Genomic DNA, 15,375 nt, shown 5'->3' on the forward strand with positions numbered 1-15,375 from the left:
TCCGACACGTCCAACCCGACATAAACTTCCATTGGGTCCATCCTCCTGTTTGAAGCAGCGCGATCCACTCGCTCCGACTTCGTATCTTCAGGTCTGGATGGGCCTACCTCAATTACGCGATGTCACCCGCTGGGTGGTGGAAAGCCAGGCGCTGGCGCTGGCGGGCGAGGCGCTGCTGATCGTGAACCTGGACGCCGAGGGCGTGGTCGCGGGTTACTCCCGCATTACCGTCTGGCCGGACCGTTCGGCGGCGGAACTGGCCGGCGCAATCCGCGCCGACCGCCAGAACAGCGGCCAGGGCGGGCGCGGCATGGCCCACAGCTTCGGCTGGATATTCGAGACCCTGGGCGTGCGGATGATGTGCCTGACCGCAGCCCTCGACAACATCCGCGTCCAGAAGGGCATCGACGCCGCCGGCTTCACCCGGATGGGTGAGCGAGATACTGTACGCCCGGACGGCACGACCCGCCGTTCGATCTACTGGGAGATGATGCGCGAGGATTGGCGCATGCGACACAGGCTCTGAGGGGCTCCGGCATCAGACCCGGAGGTCGACAAAGTTTCCAGTGGCGCGGATCGGGGCCGGGGGAGTGCGGCGGGCGGTTTCGATCATGATCGAGATTTCGGACTCGATGCGAGCCTGCGGATTGAGTTTCAGCAAGGTGATGCGGTCAACACCCAGCTCGGCCAGGATCCTGTCGCGGATCTGGTCGCGGCTCTCGACGAACGGGTTGGCGGGCTGCACCGCGCTCCGGGACTGAGCTCTCATGCGATCCGACGCCGTGAACGCCAGTTCGCGGGTCGCTGCGCCAGGTTGGGACATTCCGAGGTACATGGCCTGACCCCTCGCAATGTCGGCGCCAACCCGAGTTTACCTCCCCCGCTCTCCGGCGGGCGGTCCCCCTCCCGCCATCGCGATGCGATGGGGGAGGTAAGTGCCTTACGCTGGCGCCTTCTGGGCCGTCGCACCCGGCAGGACCGCGCGGTTCAGGTCGAAGAACTTCGGCGCCATGGCCGGCACGGCTTCGGACAGGATGGTAGCGACGGTCCAGCCCTCTTCCTTGGTCACCGTCTCGATCGGGCGGGGCTGGGAGTAGAGGATGATGTTCTCGCCGGAGGAGCCGAAGATCTGGCCCGAAACATGGGCGGCGGCGGGGGTCACCATGGCGACGGAGAAGCGGGCCGGCTGGTCGGCGCGGATCTTCTCGGCCATCACGGCGCGGCGGGCGGCGGCGGCCTCATCCTTGATCGGCACCGACTGGGTCATTCGCGTCCAGGCGACGGGCGCCAGGCAGTTGGAGCGGACGTTGTTGCGCGCGCCTTCCATGGCGATGATCCGCGACATGCCGGCGATGCCCATCTTGGCCGCGCCATAGTTGGCCTGGCCGATGTTGCCGAACAGGCCGGACGTCGAGGTGAAGAACATGTAGGCGCCGTCGTTCTGTTCGCGGAACAGCTCGATGGTGGCGCGGGCCACGTTGAACGAGCCCCGCATGTGGACGGCGATGACGGCGTCCCACTCGGCCTCGGTCATCTTGTGGAACATCACGTCGCGCAGGATGCCGGCCGGATTGATCACGGCATGCAGGCCGCCGAATTCCTTCTTGGCCTGCTCGACCATGCCGTAGACGGCGTCGAGATCGGTGACGCTGTCGGAGTTGGAAACGGCCTCGCCGCCGGCGGCGCGGATTTCCTGGGCGACGGCCTCGGCCGGGCCCGCGGAACCTTCGTCCTCACCCTTCAGGCTCCCGCCGAGATCGTTGACGACGACCTTCGCGCCTTCCTGCGCGGCGATCAGGGCGCAGTCGCGGCCAATGCCGTTGCCGCCGCCGGTGACCAGTACAACCTTGCCTTCAAGTGCGCCCATCGCTTCAGACTCCCGTTTGATTTGGGAAACACTTATTCGAGGCGGTTGGCTCGACGCAAGTCAGGGAAGAGCCAGGCCCAGATTCCGGTGACCATCACGGCTCCCACGCCGCCGAACACCGCCGCGCCGACAGGCCCCAGAATCCGCGCGACAATGCCGCTTTCAAACTCGCCCAGTTCATTGGATGCGCCGATGAACACCGAGGAGACGGCGGCCACCCGGCCGCGCATCTGATCGGGTGTGACCAGCTGCACCAGGGTTTGGCGCACGAAGACGCTCAGCATGTCCGCGCCGCCCAGCACCGCCAGCGCGGCCACCGATAGCCACAGGGATTTCGACAGCCCGAAGACGATGGTCGCCAGGCCGAACACTGCCACCCCGCCGAACATGAACAGCCCCGCCCTGGCGCGGATCGGGTTTGCCGCCAGCCACAGGGCCACCACCGTGGCGCCCATGGCGGGTCCTGCACGCAGCAGGCCGAAACCCTGCGGCCCCACATGCAGCACGTCACGGGCGAACACCGGCAACAGGGCCGTGGCCCCGCCCAGCAGCACCGCAAACAGGTCAAGCGAGATGGCGCCGAAGACAATCTTCTGGCGCCAGACATAGGTCAGGCCTTCCTTGATCAGCGTCCAGCGCGAGCCAGGATTCACCGTCGGCCTGGCGTTCTTGCGGATCAGCAGGATCAGGATGAAGGCCAGGCCGTAGAGTGCGAAGGTCGTGAAATAAGCGGTCTGGGCGGAGTGAGCGACGAGGAAGCCGGCTGCGGCAGGCCCCGCGATGGACGCACTTTGCCAGGCCAGTGAATTCCAGGCGATGGCGCGGGGCAGCAGCTTGCGTGGCACCAGCATGGGCCCGAGCGCGGTGTTCGCGGGAGCGAAGAAAGCCCGACTGGCGCCGAACAGTGCGGCTATCCCCAGCAATAGCCCGGGCGAGGCCCAGCCGTTCAGCGTGGCGATGGCAAGCGCCAGCACGCTCAGCATCTCGCCGGTCAGGCAGACCATCAGCAGTTTCTTGCGGTCGTAGCGGTCAGCGGCCTCACCGGCAGGCAGCGTCAGCAGAAACAATGGGAGGAAGGCCGCCAGTCCGATCATCCCCACCAGGAAGGCGCTCTCGGCCACGGATCGGGTCTCGCGGGCCAGGGCGTACATCTGCCAGCCCATGGCGACGCTCTGGATCTGGGTGCCGAAACTGCCCATCCACCGCGTTCCCCAGAACAGCAGGTAGTCACGCTCCTTGAGCAAAGCCCGGGCGGAGGGAACGCTATCGTCGTCGGGGGTTTGGGTGTCGGTCATCAGCCCGGGCAAACTGCCTTGCGCCGTCGGGTCGGGCAATGGCGTTGACGCGCGGCCCTCCACCCCTTATCTGCGCCGCTCCAGATAGCGCCCGGGAGGGCTTTTCGATGCGACGACGTCCGCTGGCCTGAGCGCCAACCGAACCCAGGGTCTGACCGGCCAGGTCAGCCGCAAAGTCGCCTTTCGCATCCGAGAAATCCCCATGCCCCCGCAGCCCTGCCGGCCCGAGCCGGCGCTGAGCTTTGTCAACGAAGTCCCCGAACAGGGCCCCGCCATCGAGGCTCTGCTGAACCGTGCGTTTGGCCCCGGTCGTTTCGCAAAGGTGTCGGAGCGGGTGCGCGAGTTCGCCGCCTTTGCGCCGGAGCTGTCCTTCTGCGCTCTTGAGGGCGAGCGTCTGGTCGGTGTTGTGCGTATTTGGCGCGTGATGGCGGGCGATCAGCCGATCGTGTTCCTGGGTCCCCTGGCGGTGGACGAGGATGCGCGCAAGCACGGCCTCGGTGCGGAACTCGTCGAGCGCGCCTGCGCCGCCGCCGAGGCCGCGGGCGAGGCGGCGGTGCTGCTGGTGGGCGACCTGCCGTTCTTTCAGCGGGTGGGGTTTGAGGTGGCGTCGGACGTGATCCTGCCCAGTCCGGTGGACCCACGGCGGGTGTTAGTGCGGACGGTCGACCCCGCTCGGAAACTCAACGGGCGCGTGATCGCGCGTTAACGGGCTACCGTGGAAGGCCCAGATGGACCTGGATCGCCTCTTCCAGCCCGGCCATCTCGGCCCGGGACAGGGTCCCTACCTGGTTTTTCAGGCAGCGCTTGTCGGCGGCCATGATCTGATCGCTCATGGCCTTGCTGGGTTGACCTGAGACGGTGACCGACGCCTCACCGGGATAGAGCTGCGCGACGTTGGAGGATAGCGGGACCACGACCACCCGCGACAGGTTGCGATTGGCGGCGTCGTTGCTGATGATCACCGCCGGTCGCGTCTTGCGGATTTCGCTGCCGATGGAGGGGTCGAACTCGACCCACCAGATCTCACCGCGCTTCATCGACGCCGTCGCCGGAAAGGGAGTCGATCCAGTCCGATGCCTCCGCCTCGCGCACCTGGTCTTCCGCCATCGCCTGGTAGCCGGCGTCCAATGCGTCCCCGAATACATGCGGCCGAACCAGATCTTCAATGAACTGGCTCATGCGCCGCTTGCCCACGGTCCTGTACAGTCCATCGTAGACCGCCTCATCGAGCGTGATGGTCATTCGTTTGTGCATAACGCATAGTGCATTACGTATCCGGTTCTGGCAACCCCGCCGCCGCGCTTGAGCTGACACTCCGGGACGCATAGGTTCATCCCATGGTGAGCACCACAGACAAGCCCGGCCTGGACGGCGTCGTCGCGGCGGCAAAGCAGGCGCCCGGGCGCGGCCTTCCGCCGGTGCACCTGTGGAACCCCGCGTACAGCGGTGAGATCGATATCGTCATAAAGCGTGATGGCCGCTGGCTCCACGAGGGCGCGATGATCGGGCGCGAGGCCATGGTGCGCCTCTTCTCGACCATCCTGCGCAAGGACCCTGACGGGTACTGGCTGGTGACACCGGTCGAGAAGCTGCGGATCTCCGTCGAGGACGCGCCCTTCATTGCGGTCCGCGTGGATCGCGACGGCGACAAGCTGCGGTTCCTCACCAACGTCGGCGACGAGGTAGTCGCCGATGCCGATCACCCGATCCGTGTCGAGGTCAGCGCCGATGGCGAACCCAGACCCTACCTGTGCGTCAGAGGCGGGCTTGAGGCGCTGATCTCCAGGGCGGTGTTCTACGAACTGGTGGAGATGGCCGAGGACCGCGACACGCCGGAGGGTCGGCGTCTGGGAATAGAGTCAGGCGGCGTCTGGTTTGCGCTGGGTCCGTCTGAGGCGGCCGACGCGTGACGCAGGCGGGTCTGCACGACTGGATCAGCGACCGGCTGGAGCCGCTGGACCGTTCGCCGGGTGCGGATGGACCTCGCGCCTCCGATTTCGACCTCGACCCCGAAAACTGGTCATCGCCGGGAAAGCCCCTGACGCCTGCGGCGGTTCTGGTCGGTCTGATCGAGCGCGACCACGGCCTGAACGTGCTGCTGACCCGTCGCTCCGACAACATGCGCAGCCACACCGGGCAGGTGGCCTTTCCCGGCGGCCGCCAGGATCCGGGCGAAGGGCCCATCCAGACGGCGCTGCGCGAGGCCCATGAGGAAGTCGGCCTCGAGCCACATTTCGTGAGGCCCGTCGGCTTTTCCACACCCTATCAGACCGGCACGGGCTTCCTGGTGACCCCCGTTGTCGGGTTCATCCGTGCGGGCTTCACACTCACACCCAACCCGGGCGAGGTGGCCGATATATTCGAGACCCCGTTCAGCTACCTTATGGACCTCACCAACTATGAGGAACATGAGCGCGAACTGCCGTCCGGCGTGAAGCGCCGCTTCTACGCGACCACCCATGAGGCGCAGTATATCTGGGGGGCCACGGCGGGCATGCTCCGGGCGCTGCATGGACGCCTCTACGGGGTGAACGCGTCATGAGCGAGGCCCTGGGTCTGCGGCCCTGGATGACGGCGCCGGAAACGGTGGCGGTGTTCGACGCCCTGGAGGCCGAGGGCGGCGCCGGCTGCGCGCGGTTTGTCGGCGGCTGCGTGCGTAATGCCCTTGTGGGCCGACCCATAGACGACATCGACATCGCCACGACCCTGGCCCCCGAGCGCGTGGTCAAGGCCCTGAAGGCCGCCGGGCTGGGCGCCGTCCCGACTGGTATTGCGCATGGCACCGTCACCGCCGTGTCGAGCCGCAAGCCGCACGAGATCACCACCCTGCGCCGCGATGTCACCACCGATGGGCGCCGGGCCACGGTCGCCTTTACCGACGATTGGGCTGAGGACGCGCAGCGTCGCGACTTCACCCTGAACGCGCTCTACGCGGACCGCGACGGGACGATCTTTGATCCCACAGGACGCGGCGTGGCCGACGGCAGGGCCGGGCGTGTCGCCTTCGTCGGCGCGCCGGAGCAGAGGCTTGGCGAGGATCACCTCAGGAGCCTGCGATTCTTCCGGTTCCTGGCCTGGTTCGGCCAGGGCGCGCCCGACCCCGCAGCCTTGGCCGCCTGCGCGGCGTTCAAGGATCAGGTGGAGAGCCTCTCTGCCGAGCGCGTCTCGAAGGAACTACTGAAACTCCTGGCCGCCGACGATCCTCGCGACGCCGTGCGGCTGATGTCCGAAGCCGGCGTTCTGGGGGTGATCCTCAAGGCGCCCGCCAATCTGGCGCGGTTCGCCGCCCTGGTGGAGATCGAGGCGGACCTGCTGTTCGAGACGGACCCGCTGCTGCGTCTCGCCGCCTTGCTGCCGGACGATCAGCTGGCTGCATCGCGGCTGGCCGAACGCCTTCGGTTGTCCAACGTCGATCGCGACCGGCTACAGGCGGCTTTGGCCCAGAGTCCTGTTCTGAAAAGCTGGATGAGCCCGCGAGAGATCCGGCGCGGCATCTACCGCGCCGGCCTGCCGACATTCCGCGACCGCGCCAAGCTGGCCTGGGCCGCCTCGCCGCGCAGCGCTACCACCATGCAGTGGCGCGGCCTGATCGCGCTGGCCGAAGGCTGGGTCGCGCCCGTCTTCCCGCTCACCGGCGAGGACGTCATGAAGGCCGGCGCTCCGAAAGGTCCGATGGTCGGCCAGGTGTTGGCCGAGGTGGAAGATTGGTGGATCGATCACGACTTCCTTGATGATCCGATGTCGGCCATCGAAAAGCTGAAAGCGGTGGTGCAGGGGCTGGCCTATTGAAAGTCGGCATCCTCAAGACCGGCCATCCGCCGAAACCCGCGATCGACGCGTTCGGGACCTATCCGGACATGTTTATGCGGCTGCTGGGTCCCGACGCCTACGACTGGCTCACATATGACGTGGACGGCGGCGACCTGCCTGCCGCGCCCGAGGATTGCGCGGCCTATATTGTCACCGGCTCGGCGGCGGGGGTCTATGAAACCGACCCCTGGATCGGCGCGTTGCTGGACTTCCTGCGCGCCGCCAGGGGGCGGACAAAGCTGGTGGGGGTCTGTTTCGGCCATCAGGCCATGGCCCAGGCCTTCGGCGGCAAGGTGATCAAGTCCCCCAAGGGCTGGGGCATCGGCGCCCACGACTATCAGGTGGTGGGCCAAGCGCCCTGGATGGTTCAGCCAGCGTCGGCGATCCGGCTGCCTGCCTCCCATCAGGATCAGGTGGTGGAATTGCCGCCCGGCGCCGAGGTGATCGTATCCAGCGCCTTCACCCCGATGGCGGGCCTGGCATGGCAAGACCATTCGGCGATCTCGATCCAGCCACACCCAGAGTTCGACCCGGCCTATGCGACCGCCCTGATCGAGGCGCGGCGGGGCAAGGTCTATGCGGATGACCAGGCGGACCGGGCTGTGGCCAGCTTAGCAAGCCCCGATGACCGGGAGCGGGTGGGGCGCTGGATCGGGGCGTTTCTGCGGGGCTAGGGATCGAGGAACGGATTGCGGATCGTCAGGCCGCCGATGACCTGGCCGTGCTGGAGGTCCTCGGTGAAAACGACATCGCAGCCTGCCTGCTCCGCTGCCGCGAGGATCGTAGCATCGTAGATGTTGATCTGGCGCCGCCGCGCGATGGCCGTGGCGCGAGCCTGGGTTTCCGACGTCATGGGCACGACGGTCAGGTCCGAACGAAACAGGTCGAGCCATGCTTCTACGGCATCCCAGTCGAGCGATTGCTTGCGACGTGTGACACTCACAAACTCGTTCAGCACCTGAACACTGACACAGCCACCGGCGGCCATGATCGCCGCCGACCGCTGCGCACGCGCCGATTCAGATGCGATCAGGTAAACTAGGACGTTTGTGTCGAAGAAGGGCCTACTCGTAGCCACGCCGCACCGCATCCTCGCGACTGAAACGATAGCCCTCCGGCAGTCGGCCCTTGTAGGTTTCGCGCAGATGCCTGATCCACTCGGCCGTGTCACGGCGTCTGCGCAGTTTCACCTCGCCATCAGGTGTATGTTCGAAGGCGATGTCGTCGCCCTCCGCGAAACCCAACGCTTCGGCGGTTTCTTTGGGAAGCCGGACAGCCAGGCTGTTGCCCCACTTGGCGACTTTCATGAGCGGCTCCATGATATACGTGGGTCAAATGTATATCATATGTGATGGCGTCGCACCAGCCGCCATGCGGTTAACTGATAGAAAGGTGGGATCGTCCACCGGTCAGTTTGGGCCGGGGTAGAGGATCGACTGCTCGGACATCAGATAGGGTCCGAAGCAATGCCACACGCTGTAGAAAGCCAATCGGAAGAGAATCGGCGCGGGCCAGCCATGTCTTCGAAACTCGCGCGCTTCAAAGAGGTTCGCCGCAAACCTCAGGATGAACAGGCCGGTCAGGGCCGCCGCCATGCCGGGACGGGCGAGAGCCAGCTGGCTTGCAGGTTCAATGAGAGACGTGAGCAGGGCGGCCCCAAAGAGGATCCCAGCGCCCCCTGAGGTGAACAGGATCCGACGCCACGCCTCGGCGTTACGAACTTCCGGAGCTGACGGAAGACCGGCGCGACTGGCAAGTGCGACCCCGATGATCCCGAGCAACAGGATCACGGTCACCGGCAGGGGGTGTAGCAGCTGCGCCTGAGACGGGATGGGCACGGGCCAAGGCTGAACCTTGAACGCAGCTACGGCAGCCACAGTGGCGAGCGCGGGTCCCACAGCGAAGTACAGGGCGTCGCGCCGTGCCAGAGAAGCTGCAGACGCCATGCGATACGACCCCAAGGAGCGGGGTTGGTCCGATCAACCTTCGCGATTGTCAAATCAATGAACTGCGGGCGAGCCGCTGTTAGCCAAGCCCACCTACCCCCTCAGGTCCAAGCCACCATCGGCGGCATCGAGCTCAGGATCGTCTCGATGTTCCCCCCCGCCTTCAGGCCGAACATCGTGCCCCGGTCGTACAGCAGATTGAACTCGACATACCGGCCCCGTCGCACCAGCTGTTCCATACGCTCGGCCTCGGTCCAGGGTTCGCCCATGTGGCCCCGCACGATCTTTTGATAGACGTCCAGAAACGCCTCACCCACCGCCCGCGTGAACGCGAAGTCTTTCTCGAAATCACCCGAGTTGTGGCGGTCGTAGAAGATGCCGCCGATGCCGCGCATTTCCTGGCGGTGGGGCAGGTAGAAGTACTCGTCGCACCAGGCCTTGTACTTGGCGTACCACTCGGGATCGAAGGGGTCGCAGGCGGCCTTCATGGCGGCGTGGAACAGGACGGTGTCCGGCGCCTCCTGCGTGCGCTGGGCCGCCAGCATGGGCGTCAGGTCCGCGCCGCCGCCGAACCAGCTCTCCGCCGTCGACAGGAAGCGGGTGTTCATGTGCACCGTCGGCACGCGCGGGCTCACCGGATGGATGATCAGGCTGATGCTGGCAGAGACGTAGGACGGGTCCTTGTCGGCGCCCGGCATGGTGGCGGCCATTTCAGGCGAGAATTTCGCCAGCGCCGCCGACGTGTGGATGCCGGCCTTTTCGATCAGCCGTCCGCGCAGATGGCCGCCGATGCCGCCGCCGACGCCGGTCTCCCGCGTCCAGGGCCGCAGCTCGAAACGGCCGGGGGCGCCAGGATAGAGGTCGTCTGAGGCCTCATCTTCCAGCTGCTCAAGCGCAGCGATGATGCGCTTTTGCAGGGTTTCGAACCACACCTTGCTGCGGTCGCGGTGGGCAAGGATTTCGGGCGGAAGGCTGGACATGCCGGATCTAGAACCTGCTGATGGCGGGAAACGCCTTGATCTGCCGCAACGCCTCGCCCAGCGCCAGCGTCGCTGCGGTGACGACGTTCAATGAACGGGCGCCAGCTGCCATGGGGATGCAAAGCTGCGCATCAGCTGCGGCATGAACTTCATCGGGCGCCCCGGCGCTCTCGCGACCAAACAACAGGACGTCGTCGGGCCTGAAGGCGAAATCGAGGAAGGATTGCGTGCTGCGCGTGGTGAACAGCACAAGGCGACCCGATCCCCTTGGATTTGCTTGAAAAACAGACCAACTGGGAAAGCGTTGAACCTCGGCGATGCCGCCGTAATCCATCGCTGCACGACGCACCGCAGCGTCGCTCAGAGGGAACCCGCAGGGCTCAATCACGTCCAGAGACACCCCCAGACAGGCCGTAAGACGGATCGCGGCGCCAAGGTTTTGCGGAATGTCCGGTTGAAAAAGGGCCAAACGCATTCTAAGGCCATCCGCCATCGGCTGTCGCTGGGGCGCGGGGATACGAATCGGGGCAAGGCGGACACGACGTTCGCATGGGTCCTGATATACAGTGTTCCTCAATCCGGCTCTTCCGGAACCGGTTCTCGTCTCGTTAACGGTCGAGAATCGATAAGTCTCAGGCCCTCCGGTTTCGTCCGCAGGGCCCCTATCGAAGGGTAGCTTCAAGGTGGCCAGCACCGTCGTGGGCGAATCTCCCGACCCGCACGCTCCGGGGGAAGACCCGAACCGTCGCGACTTCATTCACATCGCCGTCGTGGCGGCGGCAGCGGGCGCTGCCGTCGGCATCGGCTGGCCTCTGGTCAACCAGATGAACCCGGCCGGCGATACGCTGGCGCTCGCGTCCATCGAGTTCGACCTGAGCAAGGTCACGCCTGGGCAGCAGGTCGTGCTGAAATGGCGCGGCAAACCGCTCTTCGTGCGCAACCGCACTCCGGCCGAGATCGCCAAGGCGGTGGCGACGCCTTTGGGTGACCTTCCCGACCCGCAGACGGACGACGCGCGACACAAGCCCGGCAAGCCTGAGTGGCTGGTTCTGATCGGCACCTGCACGCACCTCGGCTGCGTGCCGACCTTTGGCGGCGGCGACTATGGCGGCTGGTTCTGCCCTTGCCACGGGTCGCACTACGACACGTCTGGCCGGATCCGTAAGGGTCCTGCGCCGAAAAACCTGGAAGTGCCGACCTACGCCTTCCTGAGCGACACCAAAGTGAAGATCGGCTGACAGAGATGAGCGGACACTCCACTTACGAACCCAAGAGCGGCTTCGAGCGTTGGCTCGATGTGCGCCTGCCCATCGTGCGTCTGATGAACGACACGATCGTCACTTTCCCGACGCCGAAGAACCTGAACTACTGGTTCACCTTCGGCGGCATCCTGGCCCTTGTGCTGGGCTTGCAGATCGTCACCGGCATCGTGCTGGCAATGCACTACGTTCCGAACGCCGACATGGCCTTCGCCTCGGTCGAACGCATCATGCGTGACGTCAACTACGGTTGGCTGATCCGCTACATGCACTCCAACGGCGCCTCGATGTTCTTCCTGGCGGTGTATCTCCACATGTTCCGCGGCCTCTACTACGGCTCCTACAAGGCGCCGCGCGAGGTGCTATGGATCCTGGGCTGCACGATCTATCTGGTGATGATCATCACAGCCTTCATGGGCTACGTCCTGCCCTGGGGCCAGATGAGCTTCCACGGTGCGGTCGTGATCACCAATCTGGTCGGCTCGCTGCCCATCGTTGGTGGGCCGATCACGACCTGGCTCTGGGGCGGGTTTGCGGTGGATAACGCCACGCTGAACCGCTTCTTCTCGTTGCACTACCTTCTGCCGTTCGTGATTGCGGGTCTCGTGATCCTGCACATCTGGGCGCTGCACGTGACGGGGAACAACAATCCGACCGGCGTCAATGTGAAGTCCGAGAACGACACCGTGCCCTTCCACCCGTACTACACGGTGAAGGACGGGTTCGCGATCGGGGTGTTCCTGCTGCTCTACATGAGCTTCGTGTTCTACAATCCGAATGCGCTTGGCGACCCCGTGAACTATGTTCCCGCCAACCCGCTGGTGACCCCGGCGCACATCGTGCCGGAGTGGTATCTGCTGCCGTTCTACGCGATCCTGCGCGCGGTGCCGGACAAGCTGGGTGGTGTGATCCTGATGTTCGGCGCCATCGCGGTGCTGTTCCTGCTGCCCTGGCTGGATACATCCAAGGTGCGCTCCATGCGCTACCGGCCCACGGCGCGGCTCTACTTCTTCATCTTCGTGTTCGTGTCGCTGGTGCTGGGCTATTGCGGCGGGCAACTGCCGGATGGCCAGGTGATCCCCGGCCTGTCTGGCCTGGTTCTTCTGGACGCGGACATCAACAGCTTCGTCTGGCTTAGCCGCGTCGCGACGCTCTACTATTTTGCCTACTTCCTGATCATCTTGCCGATGCTCGGCTTGACCGAGACACCACTGCCGGTGCCGGAATCGATTTCCGACCCCGTCCTGTCGCATCCCGCCTCGACGCCCGTTGGCGCCATGGCGGCGCCTGAAAAGAGGGGCTGAGCCTAAGATGCTGCGCAAAAGTATCGCGCTCGCGGCGCTGGGGCTGGCCCTGATTTCAGGGCCGGCGCTGGCCGCCGGTGAGCCCAAGGAACCCCGGAGCGTCGCCTGGTCCTTCGCAGGCCCGTTCGGCACGTTTGACGCCGCTCAGGTCCAGCGGGGCTATAAGGTCTATCGGGAGGTCTGTGCGGCCTGCCACTCGATGAACCTGATGTCCTTCCGGAATCTCGGCCAGAAGCACGGGCCGTTCTATGATCCGAAGTACCCGAACCCAAACGACAACCCCTATGTGAAGTCGCTGGCCAAGGACATCCAGGTCAACGACGTCGATAGTGAAACCGGCGACACCATCCAGCGCGCCGCTTTGCCGGCGGACAAGTTCCCTTTGCCGTTCCCGAACGAGGCCGCTGCGCGCGCCTCGAACGGCGGCGCGGCGCCGCCTGACCTTTCGGTGATCACCAAGTCCCGCGAAGGTGGACCGGACTACATCTACTCGCTGCTGACCGGCTATGTGAATGCGCCCGCCGGACTCACGGTGGGGCCGGGCCAGTACTACAACCCCTATATGCCGGGAGACCTGAAATCCTACTGGACCGGCAAGGGTGAGGCGCCGAAGGGTGGCTTTATCGCCATGGCTCCGCCTTTGGCGGTCGACAAGGTGACCTTCGACGACGGCGCCAAGTCGACCGTGGACCAGCAGGCTCGCGACGTCGTGGCCTTCCTGGCCTGGGCCTCGGAGCCCAAGCAGACCGAGCGCAAGCAGTTCGGCCTGGGCGCGATGATCTACCTCTTCATCTTCACCCTCCTGCTGTGGTTCAGCTACAAGCGGGTATGGCGAAACATCGCCCACTAAGGGTGATGGACTTCTGCGATGGATTCGAGGGCTCCGGAGCGATCCGGAGTCCTTGTCCGTTCTACCGTGCGGGCGCGACCGTCAGTCGCCCCGCCGGAAAATCAAATCGCAGCCTGAAGCGCGCCAGCACCGGGCCTCCCAGCACACCCACGACATCGCCCTCGGGCTTCATGAGCCCGGCGGCCACGTCACGCCCGATCCGGCCGGCAAACGTCACCTGCGGCAGTCGGGCGAGCCATACGCCCTGCGGATAGAGTTCCGGCGAACCGCCGTCGCTCGCCGTGGCCAGGTCGTCCGCCAGACGCACCGGCGCACTCGATCCTGTCGCGATCACAAACGGTCCGATCACCGCATGCGCATCGTCGGAGACCGAGGCCCGCGCTGTAGGCCGACCCAGGTCCCATTCCAGCGTCATCGGCCTTCCCCGGAACAGTGGAGCCTTGCCGGGCCGCGACAGCCGCACGCGACAGGGCGAGAAGCTCACATCGACCACAAACCCCTTCAGCACGTCAGCCCCGATCAGTCCGATCACGGCGCTGGGCAGGTTCCAGGTACGCACATCGAGGTCCGCCACCTTCAGCGCTTGATCCTCGATCTCGGCCCCGGCCAGCCGGACACGGCCCGCCAGCTCGGTGGCTTCGATCCCCTCGGTCTGCGCCTTGGTCTCATGCAGGGTGGTTTGCGCCGACCCGGTGTCGAGAATGTAGTCGCCCGCGATCCCGGCCACCTCGGCGGGCACGACGATCACGCCTTCGTCGAACCGGCAGACCACCTCGCCCGCCCATGCCGGGGCGGCGAGCCCGGCTGCGATCATCAGGACAGGGATGGAGGGACCAGGGTGCGCCACGGCAAATGATAACGCGCGATTCCCGGTTTCGACCCTACCTCTAACGTCAGAGGCCAACTAGATTGGGCCATGGCCCACATTCCCGCCTGGAAAACCTTCAGACGCACCCAGGATCTGACCGTTCTGATCGCGGGCCTTATCTATGCCGGAGCGGCCGTCCACGCCTTTGGCCGTCTGCCGGGAGAGGCTGCCCGGCTCATGCAACACACACTGCTGTGGCCGGCAGGGTTCATGGCCATGTCCCTGCTGATCCCGCTGGTCGTGGCACAGCTTCGTCGCCCTCTGGCCAGCTATGTCTGGTCGACCTATCAGGCCGGCTTCGGCCAGACCGTGGGCTCGATCCTCGGCGGCGTGGCCCTGCTGGGTGGAGCCGCAGCGTTCATGTACTGGCAGATCGCCGGCGCGGCCACCGGCGGCCGTCCGCTGGTGGGCGTGTTCTGCGGCTATGCCGCCGGTATCGGCATCCTGGCGGCTCAGGCGGCGCTGGTGCGGGTGCTGGAGCGGCATCCGGACGTGAAAAAGCAGATCGAGGTCTAGACTTCGCCGCGCCCGCTGCCGGTGCGGGCGAACAGCTGCAGGGTGCGCAGGCGCGACAAGTTGGCGCTGTCGCCGTGAAAGCCGTTGGGCGCGACGAAGGCGTGGCCGGCCTCATACATATGAACCGGCATGTCCGGATGAGCGGCGCGGATGGCCTCCACCGAGGCCGGTGGGATGAGCGCGTCGGTCTTTCCCAGATGCAGGATCGTCGGAACCCGCGGCGTCTCGTCCAGATAGTCCGGGATCTGGCCGCCATAGAACGACGAGACCGCCGAGACGCCCATGCAGCGCGCCGAGGCCAGCCAGGCCACTGTACCGCCGTAGCAGAAGCCCATCACGAACACCGGCGGCGCCAGGGCGTCGATGGCGGCCTGCACTGCGTCCAGCACATCAGCGCCCCACCGGGTAGCCTCGCCAAATCCCATCTGGCGACTTTGCAGGGCAGGATCGGTATCCCGTTCTGCGAACCCGCGCTGTAACCGGTCGAACAGGCTTGGCAAGAGGGTCTCGTATCCGGCCTCGGCATAGCCCTCGGCCAGCTCGCGCAGATGCGGCGTCACCCCCCAGATGGCGTGGCAGACCACCAACCCGCCACGCCGCGCGTCGGCGGTAGGCGCCCGCCAGGCGTCAAAGGCGAACCCATCCTTCGCGCTGGTGAGCTGGACGGTCTCGCCCACCCC

At 65.7% G+C, this 15,375-nt stretch carries 22 protein-coding genes; 10 read left to right on the forward strand and 12 right to left on the reverse strand.

What is annotated here, in order from left to right:
* Window positions 1–526 (forward strand): GNAT family N-acetyltransferase (locus ACIQ3B_RS08865; protein ID WP_397401686.1); only part of this gene is annotated, 526 nt, incomplete at its 5' end.
* Between the two features lie 12 nt (window positions 527–538).
* On the opposite strand, the gene ACIQ3B_RS08870 is transcribed toward ACIQ3B_RS08865, so the two are convergent.
* The 3 genes from ACIQ3B_RS08870 to ACIQ3B_RS08880 all read right to left on the reverse strand — a co-directional run bounded on the left by ACIQ3B_RS08870 (window position 539) and on the right by ACIQ3B_RS08880 (window position 3,162).
* Window positions 539–835, reverse strand: coding sequence for a hypothetical protein (locus tag ACIQ3B_RS08870; RefSeq protein WP_397401688.1), 297 nt, complete (start codon window positions 833–835; stop codon window positions 539–541).
* A gap of 105 nt (window positions 836–940) precedes the next feature.
* Window positions 941–1,867, reverse strand: a complete 927-nt coding sequence (locus ACIQ3B_RS08875) for an SDR family NAD(P)-dependent oxidoreductase (RefSeq protein WP_397401690.1) — start codon at window positions 1,865–1,867, stop codon at window positions 941–943.
* Window positions 1,868–1,899: 32 nt separating this feature from the next.
* Window positions 1,900–3,162, reverse strand: coding sequence for an MFS transporter (locus tag ACIQ3B_RS08880; protein ID WP_397401692.1), 1,263 nt, complete (start codon window positions 3,160–3,162; stop codon window positions 1,900–1,902).
* Window positions 3,163–3,364: 202 nt separating this feature from the next.
* Here ACIQ3B_RS08880 and ACIQ3B_RS08885 point away from each other — a divergent pair, with 202 nt between their 5' ends.
* Window positions 3,365–3,868: a GNAT family N-acetyltransferase gene (locus ACIQ3B_RS08885; RefSeq protein WP_397401694.1), complete on the forward strand. Its 504-nt coding sequence runs from the start codon at window positions 3,365–3,367 to the stop codon at window positions 3,866–3,868.
* A 4-nt stretch (window positions 3,869–3,872) separates the two neighbouring features.
* Here ACIQ3B_RS08885 and ACIQ3B_RS08890 read toward each other — a convergent pair whose 3' ends face one another.
* Together ACIQ3B_RS08890 and ACIQ3B_RS08895 are read right to left on the reverse strand one after the other, a co-directional pair.
* A complete protein-coding gene (locus ACIQ3B_RS08890) occupies window positions 3,873–4,199 on the reverse strand; it encodes a type II toxin-antitoxin system PemK/MazF family toxin (RefSeq protein WP_397401696.1) in 327 nt (108 codons plus the stop codon).
* Window positions 4,186–4,404, reverse strand: coding sequence for a hypothetical protein (locus ACIQ3B_RS08895; RefSeq protein ID WP_397401698.1), 219 nt, complete (start codon window positions 4,402–4,404; stop codon window positions 4,186–4,188). Before ACIQ3B_RS08895 ends, ACIQ3B_RS08890 begins: the two co-directional genes overlap by 14 nt.
* A gap of 95 nt (window positions 4,405–4,499) precedes the next feature.
* On the opposite strand from ACIQ3B_RS08895, the gene ACIQ3B_RS08900 reads away from it, so the two are divergent.
* Genes ACIQ3B_RS08900 through ACIQ3B_RS08915 form a run of 4 tightly spaced genes read left to right on the forward strand, consistent with a single transcriptional unit; the run spans window position 4,500 to window position 7,646 of the window.
* Entirely contained in the window at window positions 4,500–5,072 is a 573-nt protein-coding gene (locus ACIQ3B_RS08900) for a DUF1285 domain-containing protein (protein ID WP_397401699.1), read from the forward strand.
* Window positions 5,069–5,704, forward strand: a complete 636-nt coding sequence (locus ACIQ3B_RS08905; protein WP_397401701.1) for a CoA pyrophosphatase — start codon at window positions 5,069–5,071, stop codon at window positions 5,702–5,704. The genes ACIQ3B_RS08900 and ACIQ3B_RS08905 overlap by 4 nt, the downstream gene beginning before the upstream one ends.
* Window positions 5,701–6,951 carry a CCA tRNA nucleotidyltransferase gene (locus ACIQ3B_RS08910; protein WP_397401703.1) on the forward strand — a complete coding sequence of 417 codons (1,251 nt, stop codon included), beginning with the start codon at window positions 5,701–5,703 and terminating at the stop codon, window positions 6,949–6,951. The genes ACIQ3B_RS08905 and ACIQ3B_RS08910 overlap by 4 nt, the downstream gene beginning before the upstream one ends.
* On the forward strand, window positions 6,948–7,646 hold the full coding sequence (locus ACIQ3B_RS08915) for a type 1 glutamine amidotransferase (protein ID WP_397401705.1): 699 nt from the start codon (window positions 6,948–6,950) through the stop codon (window positions 7,644–7,646). The genes ACIQ3B_RS08910 and ACIQ3B_RS08915 overlap by 4 nt, the downstream gene beginning before the upstream one ends.
* Here the strand turns inward: ACIQ3B_RS08915 and ACIQ3B_RS08920 are convergent.
* The 5 genes from ACIQ3B_RS08920 to ACIQ3B_RS08940 all read right to left on the reverse strand — a co-directional run bounded on the left by ACIQ3B_RS08920 (window position 7,643) and on the right by ACIQ3B_RS08940 (window position 10,373).
* The gene (locus ACIQ3B_RS08920) at window positions 7,643–8,062 is read right to left on the reverse strand and encodes a PIN domain-containing protein (protein ID WP_397401707.1); all 420 of its coding nucleotides are present in this window, start codon (window positions 8,060–8,062) and stop codon (window positions 7,643–7,645) included. The two genes, ACIQ3B_RS08915 and ACIQ3B_RS08920, sit on opposite strands and share 4 nt — an antisense overlap.
* On the reverse strand, window positions 8,037–8,279 hold the full coding sequence (locus ACIQ3B_RS08925) for an AbrB/MazE/SpoVT family DNA-binding domain-containing protein (RefSeq protein ID WP_397401709.1): 243 nt from the start codon (window positions 8,277–8,279) through the stop codon (window positions 8,037–8,039). Before ACIQ3B_RS08925 ends, ACIQ3B_RS08920 begins: the two co-directional genes overlap by 26 nt.
* A gap of 102 nt (window positions 8,280–8,381) precedes the next feature.
* Window positions 8,382–8,918: a hypothetical protein gene (locus ACIQ3B_RS08930; RefSeq protein ID WP_397401711.1), complete on the reverse strand. Its 537-nt coding sequence runs from the start codon at window positions 8,916–8,918 to the stop codon at window positions 8,382–8,384.
* A 101-nt stretch (window positions 8,919–9,019) separates the two neighbouring features.
* Window positions 9,020–9,898, reverse strand: a complete 879-nt coding sequence (gene hemF, locus ACIQ3B_RS08935; protein ID WP_397401713.1) for an oxygen-dependent coproporphyrinogen oxidase — start codon at window positions 9,896–9,898, stop codon at window positions 9,020–9,022.
* Window positions 9,899–9,905: 7 nt separating this feature from the next.
* Window positions 9,906–10,373 (reverse strand): tRNA (cytidine(34)-2'-O)-methyltransferase, encoded by a 468-nt coding sequence (locus tag ACIQ3B_RS08940; protein ID WP_397401784.1) that lies wholly within the window; start codon window positions 10,371–10,373, stop codon window positions 9,906–9,908.
* A gap of 208 nt (window positions 10,374–10,581) precedes the next feature.
* On the opposite strand from ACIQ3B_RS08940, the gene petA reads away from it, so the two are divergent.
* The 3 genes from petA to ACIQ3B_RS08955 are packed head-to-tail and all read left to right on the forward strand — an operon-like array spanning window position 10,582 to window position 13,311.
* A complete protein-coding gene (gene petA / locus ACIQ3B_RS08945) occupies window positions 10,582–11,136 on the forward strand; it encodes a ubiquinol-cytochrome c reductase iron-sulfur subunit (RefSeq protein ID WP_397401715.1) in 555 nt (184 codons plus the stop codon).
* 5 nt (window positions 11,137–11,141) lie between these two features.
* The gene (locus ACIQ3B_RS08950) at window positions 11,142–12,461 is read left to right on the forward strand and encodes a cytochrome bc complex cytochrome b subunit (RefSeq protein ID WP_397401717.1); all 1,320 of its coding nucleotides are present in this window, start codon (window positions 11,142–11,144) and stop codon (window positions 12,459–12,461) included.
* A 7-nt stretch (window positions 12,462–12,468) separates the two neighbouring features.
* Entirely contained in the window at window positions 12,469–13,311 is an 843-nt protein-coding gene (locus ACIQ3B_RS08955) for a cytochrome c1 (protein ID WP_397401719.1), read from the forward strand.
* A gap of 61 nt (window positions 13,312–13,372) precedes the next feature.
* Here ACIQ3B_RS08955 and ACIQ3B_RS08960 read toward each other — a convergent pair whose 3' ends face one another.
* The gene (locus ACIQ3B_RS08960) at window positions 13,373–14,158 is read right to left on the reverse strand and encodes an aspartyl protease family protein (protein WP_397401721.1); all 786 of its coding nucleotides are present in this window, start codon (window positions 14,156–14,158) and stop codon (window positions 13,373–13,375) included.
* Between the two features lie 69 nt (window positions 14,159–14,227).
* On the opposite strand from ACIQ3B_RS08960, the gene ACIQ3B_RS08965 reads away from it, so the two are divergent.
* The gene (locus tag ACIQ3B_RS08965) at window positions 14,228–14,695 is read left to right on the forward strand and encodes a hypothetical protein (RefSeq protein ID WP_397401723.1); all 468 of its coding nucleotides are present in this window, start codon (window positions 14,228–14,230) and stop codon (window positions 14,693–14,695) included.
* Here the strand turns inward: ACIQ3B_RS08965 and ACIQ3B_RS08970 are convergent.
* A complete protein-coding gene (locus ACIQ3B_RS08970) occupies window positions 14,692–15,372 on the reverse strand; it encodes a dienelactone hydrolase family protein (RefSeq protein ID WP_397401725.1) in 681 nt (226 codons plus the stop codon). The genes ACIQ3B_RS08965 and ACIQ3B_RS08970 overlap by 4 nt on opposite strands.
* Between the last annotated feature and the right edge of the window lie 3 nt (window positions 15,373–15,375).

It is taken from the genome of Phenylobacterium sp., from assembly GCF_044358365.1.
Classification (GTDB): Bacteria; Pseudomonadota; Alphaproteobacteria; order Caulobacterales; family Caulobacteraceae; genus Phenylobacterium.